This window comes from Hymenobacter cellulosivorans (genome assembly GCF_022919135.1).
Classification (GTDB): Bacteria; Bacteroidota; Bacteroidia; order Cytophagales; family Hymenobacteraceae; genus Hymenobacter; species Hymenobacter cellulosivorans.
Genome location: NZ_CP095049.1, coordinates 5,649,602 through 5,667,809, shown reverse-complemented (window position 1 = coordinate 5,667,809; position 18,208 = coordinate 5,649,602). Strand labels below are relative to the sequence as shown.

Annotated in this window: 18 protein-coding genes; 7 read left to right on the top strand and 11 right to left on the bottom strand. The window is 60.2% G+C overall.

The window, feature by feature from the left end; translation table 11 throughout:
* Positions 1-80: 80 nt before the first annotated feature.
* Complete coding sequence (locus MUN80_RS23970; protein WP_244717105.1) at positions 81-812, bottom strand: SDR family oxidoreductase; 732 nt, start codon at positions 810-812, stop codon at positions 81-83.
* Positions 813-1,165: 353 nt separating this feature from the next.
* Between MUN80_RS23970 and MUN80_RS23965 the strand changes: the two genes are divergently transcribed.
* Both MUN80_RS23965 and MUN80_RS23960 read left to right on the top strand, forming a co-directional pair.
* Positions 1,166-1,405 (top strand): hypothetical protein, encoded by a 240-nt coding sequence (locus MUN80_RS23965; RefSeq protein ID WP_244717103.1) that lies wholly within the window; start codon positions 1,166-1,168, stop codon positions 1,403-1,405.
* Between the two features lie 11 nt (positions 1,406-1,416).
* A complete protein-coding gene (locus MUN80_RS23960) occupies positions 1,417-1,827 on the top strand; it encodes a hypothetical protein (RefSeq protein ID WP_244717101.1) in 411 nt (136 codons plus the stop codon).
* A gap of 21 nt (positions 1,828-1,848) precedes the next feature.
* On the opposite strand, the gene MUN80_RS23955 is transcribed toward MUN80_RS23960, so the two are convergent.
* Both MUN80_RS23955 and MUN80_RS23950 read right to left on the bottom strand, forming a co-directional pair.
* Positions 1,849-2,475, bottom strand: a complete 627-nt coding sequence (locus MUN80_RS23955) for a response regulator (RefSeq protein WP_244717099.1) — start codon at positions 2,473-2,475, stop codon at positions 1,849-1,851.
* Positions 2,476-2,478: 3 nt separating this feature from the next.
* Positions 2,479-4,539 carry a tetratricopeptide repeat-containing sensor histidine kinase gene (locus tag MUN80_RS23950; RefSeq protein ID WP_244717097.1) on the bottom strand — a complete coding sequence of 687 codons (2,061 nt, stop codon included), beginning with the start codon at positions 4,537-4,539 and terminating at the stop codon, positions 2,479-2,481.
* A gap of 163 nt (positions 4,540-4,702) precedes the next feature.
* Between MUN80_RS23950 and MUN80_RS23945 the strand changes: the two genes are divergently transcribed.
* From MUN80_RS23945 to MUN80_RS23935, 3 genes are all read left to right on the top strand, one after another.
* On the top strand, positions 4,703-6,079 hold the full coding sequence (locus MUN80_RS23945) for a YCF48-related protein (protein WP_244717095.1): 1,377 nt from the start codon (positions 4,703-4,705) through the stop codon (positions 6,077-6,079).
* A gap of 58 nt (positions 6,080-6,137) precedes the next feature.
* Entirely contained in the window at positions 6,138-6,947 is an 810-nt protein-coding gene (locus MUN80_RS23940) for a carboxypeptidase-like regulatory domain-containing protein (protein ID WP_244717093.1), read from the top strand.
* 66 nt (positions 6,948-7,013) lie between these two features.
* The gene (locus tag MUN80_RS23935) at positions 7,014-8,012 is read left to right on the top strand and encodes a porin family protein (protein ID WP_244717091.1); all 999 of its coding nucleotides are present in this window, start codon (positions 7,014-7,016) and stop codon (positions 8,010-8,012) included.
* A 111-nt stretch (positions 8,013-8,123) separates the two neighbouring features.
* Here the strand turns inward: MUN80_RS23935 and MUN80_RS23930 are convergent, their stop codons facing one another.
* Both MUN80_RS23930 and MUN80_RS23925 read right to left on the bottom strand, forming a co-directional pair.
* Entirely contained in the window at positions 8,124-8,651 is a 528-nt protein-coding gene (locus tag MUN80_RS23930) for an RDD family protein (RefSeq protein ID WP_244717089.1), read from the bottom strand.
* 185 nt (positions 8,652-8,836) lie between these two features.
* The gene (locus MUN80_RS23925) at positions 8,837-9,736 is read right to left on the bottom strand and encodes an arginase family protein (protein ID WP_244717087.1); all 900 of its coding nucleotides are present in this window, start codon (positions 9,734-9,736) and stop codon (positions 8,837-8,839) included.
* A gap of 428 nt (positions 9,737-10,164) precedes the next feature.
* Here MUN80_RS23925 and MUN80_RS23920 point away from each other — a divergent pair, with 428 nt between their 5' ends.
* Both MUN80_RS23920 and MUN80_RS23915 read left to right on the top strand, forming a co-directional pair.
* Complete coding sequence (locus tag MUN80_RS23920) at positions 10,165-10,929, top strand: type 1 glutamine amidotransferase domain-containing protein (protein WP_244717085.1); 765 nt, start codon at positions 10,165-10,167, stop codon at positions 10,927-10,929.
* A 346-nt stretch (positions 10,930-11,275) separates the two neighbouring features.
* On the top strand, positions 11,276-11,851 hold the full coding sequence (locus MUN80_RS23915; RefSeq protein WP_244717083.1) for a Crp/Fnr family transcriptional regulator: 576 nt from the start codon (positions 11,276-11,278) through the stop codon (positions 11,849-11,851).
* Positions 11,852-12,011: 160 nt separating this feature from the next.
* Here the strand turns inward: MUN80_RS23915 and MUN80_RS23910 are convergent, their stop codons facing one another.
* The 6 genes from MUN80_RS23910 to MUN80_RS23885 all read right to left on the bottom strand — a co-directional run bounded on the left by MUN80_RS23910 (position 12,012) and on the right by MUN80_RS23885 (position 18,051).
* Positions 12,012-12,170, bottom strand: a complete 159-nt coding sequence (locus MUN80_RS23910) for a hypothetical protein (RefSeq protein ID WP_244717081.1) — start codon at positions 12,168-12,170, stop codon at positions 12,012-12,014.
* A 122-nt stretch (positions 12,171-12,292) separates the two neighbouring features.
* Positions 12,293-13,573: an erythromycin esterase family protein gene (locus MUN80_RS23905; RefSeq protein ID WP_244717079.1), complete on the bottom strand. Its 1,281-nt coding sequence runs from the start codon at positions 13,571-13,573 to the stop codon at positions 12,293-12,295.
* 631 nt (positions 13,574-14,204) lie between these two features.
* Positions 14,205-14,582 (bottom strand): hypothetical protein, encoded by a 378-nt coding sequence (locus MUN80_RS23900; protein ID WP_244717077.1) that lies wholly within the window; start codon positions 14,580-14,582, stop codon positions 14,205-14,207.
* A 368-nt stretch (positions 14,583-14,950) separates the two neighbouring features.
* Positions 14,951-15,988: a bestrophin family protein gene (locus MUN80_RS23895; protein WP_244717075.1), complete on the bottom strand. Its 1,038-nt coding sequence runs from the start codon at positions 15,986-15,988 to the stop codon at positions 14,951-14,953.
* A gap of 42 nt (positions 15,989-16,030) precedes the next feature.
* Positions 16,031-17,155, bottom strand: coding sequence for an adenylate/guanylate cyclase domain-containing protein (locus tag MUN80_RS23890; protein WP_244717073.1), 1,125 nt, complete (start codon positions 17,153-17,155; stop codon positions 16,031-16,033).
* 56 nt (positions 17,156-17,211) lie between these two features.
* Positions 17,212-18,051, bottom strand: coding sequence for a helix-turn-helix domain-containing protein (locus MUN80_RS23885; protein WP_244717071.1), 840 nt, complete (start codon positions 18,049-18,051; stop codon positions 17,212-17,214).
* Positions 18,052-18,208 lie beyond the last annotated feature (157 nt).

The following is an 18,208-nucleotide window of genomic DNA, read 5'->3' as shown; positions in this document are numbered from 1 at the left end:
GCCCGCTCGTTGGGCCAAAAACAGTAAAGGCAGCCCCGCAGGAGGCTGCCTTTACTTGGAATCGTCAGGTGCAAACGGGCTTACCAGGCTACCGGCTTGCCCTGCCAGGTTACGAAGCTGCCGTTTTCCTCGGCGTGAAGCTGGTCGGTGAGGCGGATGATGCCCCGGGCCGAGTCGGCAGCGGGCAGGGCCGCGCCGGTACCGCCCATGTCGGTGCGCATCCAGCCCGGGTCGACCATGATGGAAATGATGCCGTAGTGGCCTGCTTCGGCCGCCAGGGTGCGCATATACATGTTCATCGCCGCCTTGCTGGCGCTGTAGTGGTAGTGGCTGCCCGAGGCCTTCAGCTCCAAAGAGCCCAGGCCCGACGACAGGCTCACTACCCGGCTTTTATTTCCGGCCTTGAGCAGGGGCAAAAACTGCTGGGTCACGAGCAGAGGCCCTACGGCGTTGGTGGCGAATACCTGCATGGCGTCGTCGTAGCGCAGCTGGCCCAGCTTCTGATTTTCGGAGTCGTCTTCGATGCCCGAGCCGGGGTGGCCCGGCAGAATTCCGGCGTTGTTGATCAGAATATCGAGGTGGTCGGTGGCGGCGGCCACCTGCTCGTAGGCCGTAGTCAACGACTCGGCCCGGGTCACGTCCAGGGGCAGGACCACAAGTTTGCCGGCAAATTGCTGGCCCAGGGCCAGCAGGTCGGTGGCGCCTTCGGGCTGGCGGGTGGCGGCAAACACCTGGTCGCCGCGCTCCAGGTACTGCCGGGTAAGTTCGAGGCCCAGGCCGCGGTTGGCGCCGGTGATGAGGACAGATTTCATGGGTGGAGAGCTTAGGGATTACAAAGACAAAACCGAGGGCAAAAGCTGATTTTCCGCCGGAAGTTTAGCCAAATAAAAGTCGGTTTGGGGAGGGTTTACCAGTGCGGGGCCAAAAAAACATCCGGGAACGTTCCCGGATATTCCTTAGGTGCCCGACTGCTCCGGCTCGGGCGCTACCCGGGTAGTCAACGGCGGCAGCGGGCGGTGGTTCCTACTGGAAAACCAGTATTTTCGGTGCAAAATGCGGGATTTGCTCCTGCACAGTAGCCGCCGAAAGGGTTTATCGGCTAAGTTGCAGCACCTTTTTGGCCGGCGCCGGTAAACACTAGCCGGACCGTGGGGCAAGGGAACGTATGCTACTTTCTACTCTTTTAGTTGCGGGTGTCCAGCTACTCTACCAGCCGGCCCCGGCCACCTGGCCAGCCGGCGACACGACGCGCGTGGTGCGGGGCTTTCTGAACCAGAACTATGCCTGGGGCACGCTCGTGTTGCGGGATGGCAGCCGCTTGCAGGCCTACCTGCCGGCCACCACAACCGGGGGAGAAGTACTGGTGCCGTACTACGTGGAAGCCCCGAAGCCCGGTCCAAAGTAAAGCCCAAGCTGGTGGCCACCAACAAAGTGAAGTGCATGCGGGTGCAGGGCCAGTACTCGGAAGTACTGCCCCCGGCCGACAAGGGCGACCTGCCCCGGCTGGCCGCCCGGCGGCAAGCCGGAACCGTGGAGCTGTTTCTGATGCAGATGACTGAGCCCCCATTGGTAACTACTTATCTGGGCTCGGCTCCGGTGCTTGGTTCCCCGGCTACCAGCACGCCCGGCACAACCGTGGCGTCGTGGTATCTGCGGCGCGGCGCGGGCGTACCCCGCCTGATAACTCCCGAAAACTTCGCCAGCCAGGTCAGCGTGCTTCTGGCCGACGACAAAGAACTGGCCGCCAAGGTGGCGGCCGGGTCGCCGGGCCACCGGTTTGTCGATTTAGAGCATCTTATTCAGCAGTACAACCAGCGTCGCCGCTGAGGCCCTGGCGGTCAACCGGCACTAAAGCAACTGATACTCGGCAGCCAGCCGGATCAGCATGGCCGTGTTGTGCACCCCGAACTTGGTGAGCAGGTTGCGGCGGTGCGTTTCAATGGTCAGGGCACTGACGAACAGCTGCTGGGCCATTTCCTGGCTGGTCAGGCCCTGGGCTATCAGGGTCAAAACTTCCCGCTCCCGGCGCGTGAGCAGGGGCCGCACCGCTGCGGCCGGCTCAGGCTGCAGCAGCAGCTCCTGGATTTCGTCGCTGAAGTACTTTTTACCGGCGTGCACCCGGGTAATGGCTTCAGCCAGCTCTTCGGGCGACGCGTTTTTGAGTACGTAGCCCGCCGCGCCTTCCTGCATCATCCGCGTTACGTAGCTTTTCTCCTGCAGCGTGGTCAGGGCCAGTATCTTCAGGCCCGGCTGAGCTTCAGTGAGCTGCCGACAGACGTCCACGCCGCTCTGGTCGGGCAGGTTGATGTCGAGCAGTACCACGTCGGGGCGGTGCTCGGCCACCACGGCGTAGGCCTCGGCCGCAGAGGTAGCCGTGCCTACTACCGAAATAAAGTCCAGAGCCTGCAGCAGCATTTGCAGGCCGGCCAGCAGCATGCGGTGGTCATCCACGAGTACTACCCGAATCGGAGTCATAGGCTAGGCTAAATGATTGGTAGGAAAAGAAGCTGCTGGTGTGGCGGCGGAAGCAGGCAGACGCAGCTCCAGGCTAACGGAAGTACCCTGGCCCGGCTCCGACTGTACTTGCAGCGTGCCGCCCAGGTAGTGGGCCCGCGCCTGCACGCTGCGCAAGCCTACGCCGAGCTTGTTAGTATGCATATCAAAGCCCTGGCCGTCGTCTTCCACCACCAAATGCAGCTCGTCGTCGTGGCGCATGAGCTGCACCAGAATTTGACTGGCGCGGGCGTAACGCAGGGCGTTGGTGAGCAGCTCCTGCACAATGCGGTAGAGTTCTACTTCGGTGGCCGGGGCCAGCCGGGGCGTTAGGCCGTGGGTGGTAAGCTGCACCGGTACGGAGCCGGCCTGCTGCACGGCCTGGCACAGGTCGTGCAGGGCCGGCGCCAGCCCAAAGGAGAGTAGAGCCTCGGGCATCAGGTTGCGGGCCACCCGGCGCAGCTCGGCAATCGAACTGTCGAGGTGGTCAATGGACTGGTCGAACAGGGGAGCTGACTCACTGGGCAGCCCGCCCCGGGTTCGTATAGAGCTCAAATAGAGCTTCACGGCCGACAGCATGCCGCCCAGTCCGTCGTGCAGGTCGCGGGCCACACGGCGGCGCTCCTCGTCCTGGCCCTGCAGCATGGCCCGGGTGGTGAGTAAGGCCTGCTGCTGCTCCCGGGTCCGGCGGGCCAGGCGCTGGCGGTAGCGCAGCAGGGCCAGCCCCAGGCCCACCCCCGCAGTCAGCACGCCCAGCAATACCAGGTAGATAGTGTTGAGTTGGCGCTGGCGGTCCAGGGCTTCTTGCTGAGCGGCCTGCAGCTGGCGGGCAACCCGTAGCTGCTGGGTCTGCTGGCGGGTACGGTAGCGGGTTTCGAGCTGGTTGATTTGCTCCCGCACGGTGGTGCCGGCCAGCGTGTCGCGCAGGCGCTGGCCGCGCTGGAAGTAGCGCAGGGCCGACTGCCACTGGCCTGCGGCTTCCTCCACGCGCGCCAGCACATCCAGGTTTTCGAGCATCTGTTGCGGGTCGGCTAGCTGCTCGCTCAACACCAGGCTGCGCTGTAGCTGAGCCCGGGCTTGAGCCCAGTTGCCGGCCTGCGCATCGAGCTGGCCCAGGCCTAGCAATACCTTGGCCTGGTAGCCCAGGGCACCTTTCTGGGTTAGGTACGGCATGGCCTGGGCAAACGCCTGCCGCGCCTCGGGCCGCCGCTTGCCGGCCAGGTGGTACTGAGCCAGGGTGCCGTAGTATTCGCCGGTGTAGAGGCTGCCGGGTTGGGCCAGGGGCCGGGCGGCCTGCAACGTCAGTCCGGCGCTGTCGGGGCGGCCCTGACTCAGGTGCCAGCTGGCCAGCTGCAAATACACGGGCAGCAGCTCGGCCGCGGGAGGGGGGCCGGCACCCAGGGTTACGGCCTGGCGCCAGTAGCGCACGGCCTGGGCGGGCTGCCCCAGCACCTGAAAGCTGTTGCCCAGGTTGCAGTACACCGTGAGCAGGGTGCGGGAGTCGCCCAGCTGGGTGAGCAGATTGGCGGCCTGTAAGTAGTAGCGGGTGGAGGCTTCGTACTGGCCCAGGTGGTCGGCCACGTTGCCGCGGTTGTTGGCAATGGAGGCCCGCAGCCGGCGCAGGCGCGAGGCCTCCGGGGCGCGCCGTTGCAGGGCGTCGGCTACAGTCTGGGCCTGCTGCCCGTAGTAGGCGGCTGCCGCATTGTCGTGGCGGATGATGGCCAGGGTGCACAGTTGCAGCCAGCCGTAGGCCACGCCATAGTCATAGCCGACGCGGCGGCTGAGGGCCAGGGCCTGGCGGGCATACTGGCTGGCCTGGGCCGTGTCGGTGGCAACCAGGGCGGCCGACAGGCGCAGCGTGGTTTTGATCCGGTCGGTGTCGGTAGGGGCCGTGCGTAGGGCGCGCCGCAGGCTGTCGGAGGGCAGCGGGGCCGGGGCGGCTACCACTGGCCGAGTTAGCATGCTCAGCAGCCCTAGCAGCAGGACCTGCGCCAGGCGGCTGCGGGTTCGTTTTTGCGCGCAGAGAGGGGAAAACAGCGAAGCCATGCAGCAGCAAACTTGGGGGCTATTTGGCGAAAAACCTTGGCCCGAAATGAAATTACTGGTTTTCCAGTAGAGCAAAATCCTGCTTTCCGGCGATTTCAGGACCAGGCCCGGGCCGTGACCTTTGCATCAGTTCCTCACCCTATTTCTTTTCCGGTTCGCCCTTATGAAAAAGCCATTACTATTTCTGCTTACCAGTTTGTTAGGCCTTTCCACCAGCCATGCCCAATGGGTAAGCCAGTCCGTTGCCTTTAGTGCCGATACGTATTATCCGGCCTCGCTCCAGGCCGTAGACGCCTCGGCGGCCTGGGCCGTGGGCAGCAACCCGAGCGGCATGTTCACGCCCCAGGGTGTTGGTACCCAGGAAGTAGCCCGCACCACCGGCGGAAACAGCTGGCAAACCAGTACGGTACCCAGCCTGGCCCCCGATGAGGTTATAACCTCGTTGACGGCCCAAAGCGCGGCCAGCGCCTGGATAACGACTATCGGCTCGACCCGCAGCCAGATCCTGCACACCACCGACGGCGGCACAAGCTGGCAGCCAATGCTCACGCTGACCAGCCCCACTGCCGACCGCAGCCTGAATTACCTGGGCTTCTTTGATGCCAGTCACGGCCTCTGCCTGGGCGACGCCGACAACGGGGACCGGCTGGTGCTCTTCACCACCACCGACGGCGGCACTACCTGGACGGCCAACCAGAATCTGCCTTTGCTCACCGACCAGGAGTACCTCACTTCCGTGAGTCGCCCGGCAATAGTAGGCAACCACATCTGGGTAGCCACCACTGCCTCCCGGGTGTTTCATTCCGCCGACCGGGGCCTGAGCTGGAGCGTCAGCGAGTTGCCGGCCGCCGCCTTTACCCCCAACGGACCCCGGGCCCTGGCTTTTGCGGATGCGCAGCACGGGCTGGCGCTGTTTTCCCGTACCGACGGTTTCACCGACAACGCGCCGCTGTATCGGACTACCGATGGCGGGGCAACGTGGCAGGCGGTGCCTTTTGCCGGGCCCCTGCACGGCAGCAATCTGGTGCTGGTGCCCGGAACCGGGAACTACCTTTCGGTGGGCGAAAACCTGCCGGTGCCCGGCATACCGGCCGATGCTGGCTCCTCCTACAGCCGCGACGCCGGCGCTACCTGGACGGCCCTGGAAAGCACCGACAACCATCAGCTGCTGACCGCGGCTGGTCCACTGGCCATCTGGTCCTCTTCCTACAATTTCACGACGGGCCGCAGCAACGGAGTCCGCAAGCTTGCTAGCCCAGTGCTGCCCACGCGCAGTGCCCAGACAACCCTGGCCGCTCGCCTGCAGGCCTATCCCAATCCCAGTCCCGATGGGCACTTCACGCTGGAAATAGCGGGGGGCGCAGCCGGAGCACCCATCCGGGTATTCGACCAACTGGGCCGGGAAGTATACCACACGACCTGGCCGGCCGCATCCCCGAACCGCCAGCAGCTGCACCTGACCAGCCAACCTGCCGGGCTCTACCTGTTGCAGGTCGGGGCCGGGGCCGCTACCCTTCGGCAGACTGTGTGGGTGCAATAAAGCCCGCAGCCTTTGCTTCTGCTATTATTTACTAACCAGACAACTACGCATAATTCCCATGGCTCTGCTTCGCTCCTTTACCCATGCTCGTTTTTTGTTCTATTTCATGCTCCGGGCTTTCCGTCCCGCAGTAGTTCTTGCCCTGGCGATGGGGGCCTTACTGACCAGCTGCGACGCTAGCACCAAGGATTCTGATCCGGCTCCAGCTGCGGTAGGGGCCATTTCCGGGATGGTTACCGTCCAGGATGAGGTAGGGCAGCCCGTGGCCAATAAAGCGGGCATAACGGTGACGCTGGAAGGTAGTTCAACCTCTGTCAGCACAGTTACCGGTGCCGACGGCAGCTTCCAGTTGAAGAACCTTCCTTGGGGCACCTATAAGATTGTCTACAAGCGGAACGACCTGGGAACCATACAGGAAGCAAGCCTGGTGCTGAACGAGCAGCATCGGACCCTGGCCCGGACGGCAACGCTAGGCCAGCTGGCTTCCACGGTGGTCACCAGCTTTTCGCTCGGCGGCGATGGTCCTTTGTCTAATTCCCAGGCCTATACGGTCGGCGTCAACCATAACTCGGCTGTGTACCCCGACGATTACGGCTTCCGGATCTACATGGGCGCTACTGCCGGGGTAAGCAGCACCAACTATCAGTTTACGTCCCTGGTCTATAGCAACCAAAACCCCACCCAGTTCTGGTTTCACTATGCTGACCTGCTTAAAAGAGGCTTTAAGAGCGGCGACATGGTGTACCTGGTCGTGTACGGGGCACCCGGCCGGGAAGTGACCTATGCCGACCCGGCCAACGGCAGGGCCCAACTTGTCAGCAACCTCAATCCGACCCCTTCAGCGGTACGCTCTTTTGTGCTGCCGTAAGCTGCCGCCACTTGCCAGCCTTTGCCCGCCTGCTTCTCTATTCTGAATTCTCTACCGTTGATTTCCATGAAAAACCTGCGTTCAACTCGCTCTTTTCGGCCCTGCGCCGCCCTGCTCGGTCTTGCTTTTTTACTAGGCCTTTCCAGTCAGGCCCGCGCTCAGGAAGGCTTGCACGTAGGCCTGAAGACGGGGCTCAATCTGGCCACGTACACGGGCGGTGCCATTGGCCGGCAAACGGGCTGGCAGCCGGGCATATCCACTGGAGCCGTGCTGGGCTACCCACTATCGGCCGGCAGCGGAATCCAGCTGGAGGTGCTCTACTCTCAAAAGGGGGCCTACCAGGCCGGCTACCGCCACACGTATCAGAACCCTGCCCTAACGGCCGGCAGCAGTACGTATCGGGCTTCGTTGGCGTATCTCGACGTGCCGGTGCTGTATACCTTCGGGCCGGGCAGTAATGGCCAGGGCCTGTTTGCCGAAGTAGGCCCCCAGCTGAGCCTGGCCCTGCATAAGCGTGAATCGGTGCGGCCCACGGGCGAGGCGGGCAGCGGCCACGAGGAAACGCTTACTACCGACCACCGCGCTCTGGTGCCGGTAGCGGCGGGCTATGTGGCCGGCCTGGGCTACCAGCTTAGCAATGGCCTGGGTGCGGAACTACGCTACAGCGGCGACTTCACCCGCGTGTACCGCTCCGGCTACGGCGCCGGCAGCCTTGCCCCAACGGCCAGCAACAACTTTCACAACGGGGTGCTACAGCTGCAGGTGCGCTTTCTGTTTGGCTCGAAAAAGTCGGCGGGGCCCGCGCCCGAACGCCGCCCCGCCCGGGTACGCCACTACCCGCCAGCTCCGCCGGTAGAGCCCACCCAGGCCTATCTCGACTCGCTCTACCGCGACCCGAAAGTGCGCCGGGTTATCCAGATCTTCTCGATTCTGTCCTTGGTTGATTCCTACAACCGGGCGCGGCCCGTATACGTGCCCGGCCCAGGCGCTCCGGCCCCCGGGCGCCGCATCCCAACTCCCCGTTCTCAGCCCCGCCCCCGAACCGAGCGTCCCACTGCGTACTAATGCTGGCTCCTGCCGGGTAGGTAGGAGTAGGCGTAAGCTCAAGGCTAATCACCCATAGAAAAGCCGGCCAGGGACACCTGACCGGCTTTTTGCAAAAAATAAAAGCTAGACTTAGTTCATTTTCACCACCCGGGTCTTCGAAAGCCGGTCGTGCAGGCCGGGACCATCGCCGAAAAAGGTAAAGGCCTCGAAGGGAATAAGCCGGCTTAGGCTGCGTTTGGCAATGGCATTGGTGGTGGGCTTAGAGCCGTCCTCCATTACTACCCGGGTCCGGGTCACGAGCTTGCCCATGGTGCGGCCGGTGGTAGCCTCCATGATGAAATAGTAGGTGAGCATTACCAGGAAGCCCAGGACCGTGGACAAGGGCCCTTGCAGGCTGTCCAGCAATGCCTGGCTGTCGATGAGCAGGGCTACTACGCCCAGTAGCAGCCCCACGCCAAAGCTGCAGGCATAAAAGCAAATGGCGTCTACCAGGTAGTTGGCAAAGCGCTGCCCCGTAGTGGCCGGGGTCAGGGCCAGCGGCGATTCTAATAGATCGGCAAAGGCCGACGGATTCTCCACGCGTTCATCCGCGTAATCTTGATCAAGGTAATCCTGCTGCATAGTGGGGTAAGTTGAGTTAGGCCACAAGATGCGCATAAATTACCCCGCCGCAATAGGGGACGGCGAGCCCACAAAAAAAACGTTCGGGAGAGGCTCCAGATACTTGCTGGGGAAAGCCTGGCCCGCTGTGGGTGCAGCCAAGCAGGTATATTATTCCCATCAATCATGGCCGGGCACGAATTCCACTGAGTTAAACCTGCATCAGAATAGGAACAGACCTCTTACGCCGTAAGTACGGTAAAGAGGGGCTGCAGGCCCGCCACAAAGTCCCGGGTAATTTTGCCGCCAGGGTCCAGGCTAGGATCTAAAATTGTGATGTCGAGTCCTGCCGCCAGGGGAGATTGGAGCAGCGGCACCAGCAGCTCGGCCAGTTCGGCGTACGTCAGGCCGTCGGGCTGGGGCGAATCCACGGCGGGCATCAGGGCATTATCCAGCACGTCCACGTCGAGATGAATCCAAAACCCATCAAGCTGCCGGGCGCTGACATACTCCAGGAAGGCCGCGGCAGTAGCCCTGAGCCCTTGGCGGCGGAGTTCGGCTAGGTCCACGTACGGAATGGGCGAGGCGGTGATGGCCGCCACGTAGTCCTCGTCCATATCCCGGTTGCCGACACTCCAGGCGTGTTCGGGGCGCACGTAGGGGCGCTGGCCGCCCAGCGTGGTGAGCTTCGCGGGCCCGCGCCCCGTTACCAGGGCCAGGTCCATGCCGGCCGCGCCGCCCGACGCCGACAGGCCCGGCCAGGCATAATCGGTGTGCCCGTCCAGAAAAAACAAGCCATAGGTGCCCACAGCTTTCAAGCCCAGCATGGCCCCCAGCAGAATGCTGCAGTCACCGCCAACTACTATTGTAAAGGCCCCGGGCTGCACCAGTTCGGCAATACAGGCGGCCAGCTGCTGGGAGTATTGGGCCACGGCATCAGCATTGCGCACCCCGGATTCCGGGTCGAGCTGCCCGGTGTAGGGTGGGGGCGGCACGGTGCGTACGAGCTGGGGCTGCAACGCTTCGTGGAAGCCCCACTGCTTCAGCCAGGCGGGAAGTTGGTCGACGGCAGGGGCGGTGCCGGGGATGAGCTCCTTCAGGCCCAGGTTGCTGGGCGCTTCTACAAGATGGACCGTGGGCATACGATGCAGGGAATAAACGAGGGGCAACCAAACAGGAGTAGCGAAATTCGGAAGAATATACCCGGTAGAATTGCCTTCTACACCCAGGATATTCAGATACTAGGCATACGCAAAGCCCCGTGAATTGGAAGTTATGATTCCAAGAGAGAGGAGGCAGAAGGCTTTAGAAAATGACGCCATCGGCTATACCCCTGGCAGCATCTGGCACCCAAAACTTGTGACCTAGGTCACCGTTCTGCCGCTGCCTTCCGACGGAACTTTGCATAGTAGATTTCACCACGTGCCCGCCAGCTTTCTGTTCGGGAAGCCCCGCCTGAAAACCGGGTCGTGATGGCGCCCATGATCCAGCTTCGGAAGGACGGTGGCATCAGCTTGGCCACAAAAGCTAGCGGGTTGGAATCCACCCCACGAAAACGAAACTCACACCCATGCACACCCACAAGCTCGCCACCATCTTAGGCGCCCTGCTGCTACTTATTGGCAGCCTCACGGCCCAGGCACAAAAGCAAAACCGATCAACGATGAAAAAGAAAATCCTGTTCGTGGTGACGAGCCACGATACGAAAGGCAGCACCGGCGAGAAGACGGGATACTACCTGAGCGAAGTCTCCCACGCCTGGAAAGTATTAACTACGGCCGGCTATGAAATTGATTTTGTGAGCCCCAAAGGCGGCAACCCGCCGGTGGATGGCTTTGACCTGACAGATCCTGAAAACAAGGAGTTTTGGGAGAATAAGCAGTACCACCAGAAAATTTCGCACAGCCTGAAGCCCGCCGATGTCCGGCCGGAAGAGTACGCGGCCATTTACTATGCCGGCGGGCACGGCGCCATGTGGGACTTGCCCGATAATACCGCCATTGCCGGCATTGCTGCCGCTATTTATCAGCGCAACGGCCTGGTAGCCGCCGTGTGCCACGGCCCAGCGGGGTTGGTCAACATCAAGCTCAACGACGGCTCCTATCTGGTTGCTGGCAAGAAGATAAACGGCTTCAGCAACGAAGAGGAAGCCCTGGTAAAGCTGACAACCATCGTGCCCTTTCTCCTGGAAAACAAGCTCATCGAGCGGGGCGGCCAGTACGAGAAGTCGGCACCGTGGCAGACCCACGTAACCAGTGACCAGCGCGTGATTACCGGGCAAAATCCCCAATCAGCCAAGGCCGTAGCAGAAGTTATCCGGGATGGCCTGAAGTAGAAGAACACCTGTTTTCCGGCAAAAGGGCTTATTTCCTCATGTACACCACATGAGCGAATAAGCCCTTTTCGTGTGCTTCTCAGCCAGGATTTGCCAGGAAGCGCCCGCGTGGGCAGCGTAGCGCCCGGTAAGACTTTACAAGAAGCCTTGCATCCACTACCACAGTCCTTTTTATTTGTCTGGCTGACTTCTCGCTGCAGCCTGTCCTTTCAGTCGTTGGCTTGTTCAATGCTCCGCCGCTTGCATTTGTGGTGACGCCCGTAGCCGCCCGACAACCGCACGAATCGAAAGGCTGCGGGCTTTTCCTGATCGTATAAAGTGGGGCAACTCACAGTCGTAAATCCACATGGAATTTGCCTCTTTTCTGCGTCGGCATATCGAGGAAATAGTCCCGCTTTCTGATGAAGAGTTTGGGGAAGTTGCCAGGCATTTCGTGCCACGAACCGTTGCCAAGCAGGACTACCTAATCGAGGTAGGGCACCGGGTAGCGACAGAATTCCTCGTGGTGAAAGGCTGTCTGAAAACCTCCGCCTACGATGAGGAAGGGAAAGAGTACATCGTACAGTTTGCCCTCGAGAATTGGTGGGTATCCGACTACCCCGCTCTAACCCACAAGGCTAGCGCCGGAATGGCCGTGCAGGCCTTGGAGCCGAGTATCGTGTTGGAGCTTCCTGTGGAGCAGCGCGACAACATGTGTCAGCAGGTACCAGCCATGCACATATTCTTCGGCAATAAGGCCCTGCGTGGCTATGTGGCGGCCCAAAACCGGGTACTGTCGTTGCTTCGCAATTCGGCTAAAGAGAAGTATGAGTTGCTACTGGGCCAGTACCCTGAGCTGTTTCAGCGCCTGCCCAAAAGAACCCTTGCTCACTACTTAGGCGTGTCCCGGGAAACCTTAAGCCGCCTGGAAAAACGGGGGTAGCGTGTGTTGAGTGTGCAGCGCCTCCATTTAGTTTTTGTGCTCGGAGGCACGAGAACCCCCTTCGGTACGCGTACAACGGAACTCGCGCTACCAGTCTGCCCACGAAAAAGGCTCTGCATCCATGAGGATACAGAGCCTTTTCACTTAAACGCCGGTGACTTTACCCGGCCGCAATGGCCTTGCGCTTGCTCACGCGGAGGTAACGCTCCTCCGAGCCCTGGGCCAGCAGCTCCTCGTCGCAGCCCGATTTCTTGATGGTCCAGCTCAGCGAGTACAGGTCCTTGCGCAAATCCAGGTCGAAGTCGGCAATCAGGGTCATTCGTAGCCTCGGCCACGATGGTCTCGTGAGGGAAGGCGAAGTAGAAAGGGCTGGTTCGCGGGACATCTTCCTGCTCGGCCGCGGGTCGGGCTGCTAGGTGATGGGAGCAGGAATGTCAAAGCCTACTCGCTTTTTTTCGTTGCCTGCATCTCGCGGATAAAGAACAGGCCATCGTACACCAAATTCCACGGGATAGGCGCAAACCGTGCTGGAATCGTGAAATGAGCGGGGGCTTTGAGCAGGAAGGGCGTTGATGGGTTGTTGAATTGCTTGTTGTAGGCAGTAAAGTCCAGGAAGCCATAGGCCGTGCTCGTGGGCACCCAGGTTTCCAGGCCATTCGGGTCGGGCGCCTGCACCGTATACGGAGCCTCGCCCAGCCGACCGGCGGTACCTTGGTAGGAGGCAAAACCCAGCACGTACGTTTGCCTGGCCCACTGCGGGTCCTGGGTGAAATGCGTGCCCATATTGTGCCAGATTACCTGATTAAATTTTTTGGCCTTGCTGGTTATCTGGTCGGTACGCTTAATGATGTGTCCATTGGCAGCCCAGACGATGATCTTCGCATCTTTGTGCTGCGTGGTCAGCAAGAACTTCAGGTTGTCGGCCATGACTTTGTCCCGAACCAATCTGTAGGCTGTATCATCCTCCACGATAAGGGCGCGCATGCCCTCAATCACGCGCGGCCAGGCCGACGTGTCGCGGGCGGTGAGCTGGGCCTGGCTGATAAGCTGCAGGCCGTCCTCCAGGGTTTTGCGCATACCGGGGCGAAATGCTCCGGGCGTACGCGGCTCGGCAATTCGTCCTTGCAGCGCCGCCAGAAACTGCTGGTAGGCGGCCGGGGAGGAAAACTTGCTGGCGATTCCCGAGCCAACCAGATAACGGTCCAGGTCGGTTCTCAGGTGTAAGTAACTGTAGCTAGCGTAAAGCTGCGAATCGAAGCCGCTCACGTGGAGCGGGTTGGCGGATTGTAAAGTTTGCGGGATGTACTGCTCAAACAAGTAGCGACAGTCCGCGCTGCGCGTCCAGATGGGCCAGATATTGCGTTGCAGAAAGTGCCGGATGGAGTCGGGTTGCTTGGCCAGCTGGTCCCAGCCCGTGGTCAAGCCGTAGAAGTCACTCTCGAAGGCCAGGACGGTAAAGCCTTTGCGCTCGTGCAGGTACTTTATCAGGCGCGTTTTGGCCTGAAACGTCGGGCCATCCCCGTGGTCCTGCTCGCCCAGCATAACGACCCGGGCCTCGCCGATGGCCTTGCCCACGGCCGCTAAATCGGCATAGTCGTCGGCAGCGGCAGTAGCATCAAGCGTGGTGACTTGCACCGTATTCGTCGTTACGTAGGAGCGGATGTCTTGCCCGAAGGCAGTGGCGCACAGGAGTAAGCCGGCAGCAGTACTAAGTAATTTCATTGGTGAGGGTTTATATAATAATAAAGAAGGGGCTCCTATCTGGAAGGCTGGTATAAACAGGTAGCTACCGTTTTCGAGGCAGATTCAGCGCTGGTTCACGGAGTAAGTATGCCAGCGAGTACGAAGCACAATTACTCTTTCTAGAACCACCGGCTAGATGCACGAAGCGTCAAAAGGGTTGTCCGGCATCCCCTGCTTTGCATGGGCTACTTCTAAGAGGCGCTTACCAGCTCTGAGAAGAATCGCGACGGGACGGTAGGCGCTTCTTGATCCATCCAGCAACCTCGTTGGCTAACCCGGCTAGAACTGCTGCACAAGCCTCCTGGCACGCGCACTACCAAGTACGCGCTACTAGTCACCCAAGTACAAAGGCCCCGCATCATCCGTGGTGCGGGGCCTTTGTACTTCGTTATCGGCAAGCTTACCCGGCGGCAAGGGCCTTACGCTTGCTCACGCGAGTGGTTGATTTTACGCTGGGGTGCGTTAGCATGTGCGGCAGGGGCAAAAGCCGGAACAGGGCGGTGCCAGGCAACCGGCATCGGCGAAATCTGGAAGAGTATACCCATTAAAACAGGAGAAAACTGTTTGGGACTATCCCCAAACGGTTTTCTCTGGATTAGAGCAGGGCTGCTCAGGCGGATAACGTGTCGTGGTGGGCTTGCACGTCCTCAATAACTTTGGTGAGAAAGCCTACCTGAATGTCTACCTGGTCGGATTTCGCATCGGCCAGGAATTCGGCGGTGCCGCCGGTGTCGGCCGAGCGGTTTTGCAGGCGGGTTTTCTGGTAGGTAGCCGTAATCAGCTGATCCTGATAGCGGCTGCGGTCCGCGTCCGACAGGTCGGGGCGGGCCAGCTGGTCGGTCAGGTAGGTTACCTGGTTGATGGCCGTGGTTAGGCGAGCTGCCACCGAGGCGTCGGCCCGGTCTTCCTGGCGGTCCTGGAAAGCCAGGTTCTGGTCGCGGTTGGAGTAGCTGTCCAACTGGGCCTCCAAGCTGACTTTGGCCGCCACACACTGCGCCCGGGTTTTGAACGCCGGAGGGACTGTCCCCCGGGCGCCTCCCGCCAGCAGGTGGCGCTGCCGGCGCACACGGATTCGCAGCAGAGCGGCTTACGCGTAGTGGCCACTCGGCACAGCCAAGCGACTGCGCGGGGAAGCTATATAGCTTAACCACCGTTAAGGTGAACGACAGAGGTATTGAATTATTCCCTGCCGTATTTCTAGAACCGCTCTAAAGCGAATCGACTTCTATTCGCAAGGTCAGAAAGGGTGGCGCAGCAAAGCTGGCACGTTAGTTCTCCTGGACGTGACAAAGCAGGGCCGGCCACTTTTGAGCATCTCCGACCGCTCTCTGCCTGTAACATACAGTAGCAGTGGGATTACAACAACACATGATTAACGGGCTGAATGGGAGCCGGTACCTCCATTTCGCCCAGTTGCTGCAGCAAGTCAATTTCAATGGTGCGGTTTAAGGACAGCATGGGCACGTCGTTGGAGAGTCCTTCAAACGGGTTTTCGGAATAGTCGCCGACCAGCTCCATGACCACGTATACCCAGCTGATCAAAACTACAAAGGGAACTGCCACCCAAATGCCGTTGTCGCCCATCTTACCAAATTCGGAGAAAAACCCAAATGGGAGCATGGCGATGAAGATGCAGACCATCATAAAGCCGACGCTGGCAAATTGGCGCGGGAACGGCGTGTGCTTAATCCGCTCGGCTTTGCCCTGATGCTCGTAAAAACCGTTGAGAATACTCTGGAGTGTACTGTGCTCGCCCTCGCCCACATGACCAGCCTGTCGGAGGTGAGCCAGCTGTTGGTATTGCTGGTCCAGAAGCTGGGCGGCGGCATTTTGATAGGTAAGCAGAACCTCCCGCTCCGCCGCCGACAGGTACCGGTGAATCCGTTCCTCGGTAATGTCTTCCCCGAACAGCCCCAGCCCGATTTTTTGCAGCTTTTGCTGGGCGTCTTGCCCATATAAGCCGGACTGGCTCACGTGCTCCCACACGGTGGGAGCCAGCAATTGCCGACGCAGCAGGTAAAGCCAGGCAATGTGCCGGTAAACCATCTGCTGCTTGGTCCCAGCTAGTCCTTCTGCGAGTGGGTTTCCGGCGGCTGCCGGCACCACCAAGGTCTTGAGGTTAGACCCCCAGATGCGCGAACTGCTGACTATGCTACCCCAGGCGGTGCGGGCTTCCCAGAGGCGGTCGTACGCCTGGTTATTTTTAAATCCCACGTAAAACGTAACGGCCGTGCCAAGCAAGGAAAGAGGCAGCCAGGGGATGCTAAACAGGCGCAAAGCAGTGTACCGGTACAGCACCGCAACCAGCAGCGTATAGGGAACCAGCCAGGTTAAATGCTTGCCCGAATTAAAGAAGGCTGTTTCCGTCAGGCTGTAGTTCTTTTTAACGTACATAGAGTTGCTATTGAAGGGGGCACCCAAATCATTTGCACTTCCTTATTCTTGCCAGTCCACACGCACCAACCCGATTTTTTCGGCTTTGCCCCGCAATTGGACCATTCCCAGGGACTGCGCGTTGAGGTGCGGGTCCGGTGCCATTTTTCCCAACAGATGCTCTGAGGCAAGAAACTCAGCTTGGTAATGATTGCACACACTCTGAATTCGGGCGGCCGTGTTCAGCGTATCGCCGTGGTAGGCAATATCCTTTTTGATTTCTCCTATCTCCACGGCCGATACATCCCCCGCGTGTATACCCGCCTTGAAGTGCGGCAGGCAGCCATAGGTGGTCTGGTAGTGGGCTGCGCGCTGCCGGAACTGGTTTTGACAGGCGAAGAAGAACCGGATGCAGGCATGATTCCGCACGCCTTCGCTCGTCGGCCACATCACGACGATTTCGTCGCCCACGTACTGGTAGACCTGGGCCTCAAACGGAAAGAGCACCTCGTTGATATCGGCAAAACAGTCCCGGATGAAGGCGCTGTACTGGCGGTGCCCCAAGGCTTCTGCCGTGGCCGTCGAGGATTGTAGATCCATAAAGAGAAAAATTCGTTCTTCCTCTTGTGGATCACGGTACCGGCCCAGCAGCAAGGGTACCAGCACGCCGGGCCCGTACTTCTTGTGTATCTGGTTGATGAAGCTAATCACCAGGCTCATGAACGAATAATAGAGCAGCAGCAGCCCGAATAAATACTTGGCCGCCTGCCCATTCAAGGCCATTCCCGGCAGCAATAAAGCAGGCACAAGGGCAGAATCAACCAGGATCAGCTCCAGCAACCCAACCAGCAGCGCAATCAGAGCCACCGAGCCCAGCGCTTTGGCAAGCAACTCCTGCCCGAGGGATAGGCTGCGGGAAATCCGCCGGTCCAGGTGGTAACCCATCAACCCCAGGGCCACGCCCCATACCAGCCCGAGCACCACGGCCGTTAGCAGCGGCGGTCCTATGGTCCCGGCTACGGGCAGGTGTAGAACCTGGCTAAGGAGTCGGGCGTGCAGGCTCAGCACGGCGGCCAGCAACAGATTGGCCAGTATCCAGAAATTGGCCTGGGTGCCCACGTACGTGAGCAGGGGAAACCGGGCGGTGTAGCGCTGCGCCAGGGTTGTGTACTCGAAGTGCTTTTCCATGCCGTGCCGGTTAACGTGTGGGGAAAGGGGCCCAGGCCAAGGGGCCCCATCCCCAATTAGCTTGCTGGGTGAGCCTGCGCCTGGCCGGTGGGGGCGAGCAGCTGCGCGGGGGAATAGCCAAACTGCTTTTTGAAGGCGTACGAAAAGTGCGAGAGGTTCTCAAAGCCGGTTTCGTAGCAAACGTCAGTGGGCTTCTTCCGGTGTTCGGCCAACTGGTAATGCGCCAATTCCAGCCGCTTGCGCGTGAGCCACCGCTGCGGAGTCGTGTTGAAGGCCTTTTTAAAGTCCCGTTTGAATGTGGTCAGGCTGCGGCCCGTGAGTTGGCCGAAGGTTTCCGCCGGCAGGTTGAACATGTAGTTCTTTTCCATAAAATGGATGAGGTCCACTTTATGCGGGTCATCGAAATTGGCCAGCAGGCTGTCTAGGTCCGGCTCCACTGTGCGCAGGATGCTGATGGCCTCCCTCATCTTCAGAGCAGCTAAATCTGGCGGGAAAGGGCCTTTCACTGCAAAATAGGGTACCAAGGATGCCAGGCAGCTCTCCAGCAGGGGATGCTGCCGAAAGCTGCGGATTTTGGGTACGGGCGGCTCCCCCGCTTTCACACCTAGGCCGCTATAAAAGTCCCGGAGAATGTCCGTGGTCAGTGACATGACCACGGTTTTGTGGGGCAGGCCGTCTTTGGGGTAATTAAGGACGGTGGCCGGCTGATTCCGGGGAATGAGGAAGATGTCGCCGGTTTGGAAGTCGTGTACGCCGTCGGCCTGCACAATCCTGGTTCGCCCGGAAATAAACCAGATGAGCATGTGGTGGTCGAACACCACATCCGATTTAAAGAAGTGGTCTTCGTAGCAGGATAGCTTGATTTCCGGGGTCAGGTAAGTTGAAACGTGCTCCATGGCTATTCGGCGGGGTTTGGGGTTGGGCTGCTGACCAAGACAGGGTTGACCAAGATAATTGCTATATCGACTGTCCCCGTCCATCCGCAGGTCGGCTCCGTGATACGGGCGGCCTCATCGCTGAAAAGAAAGGTGATGGTGTAGCGACGTAAGAAGA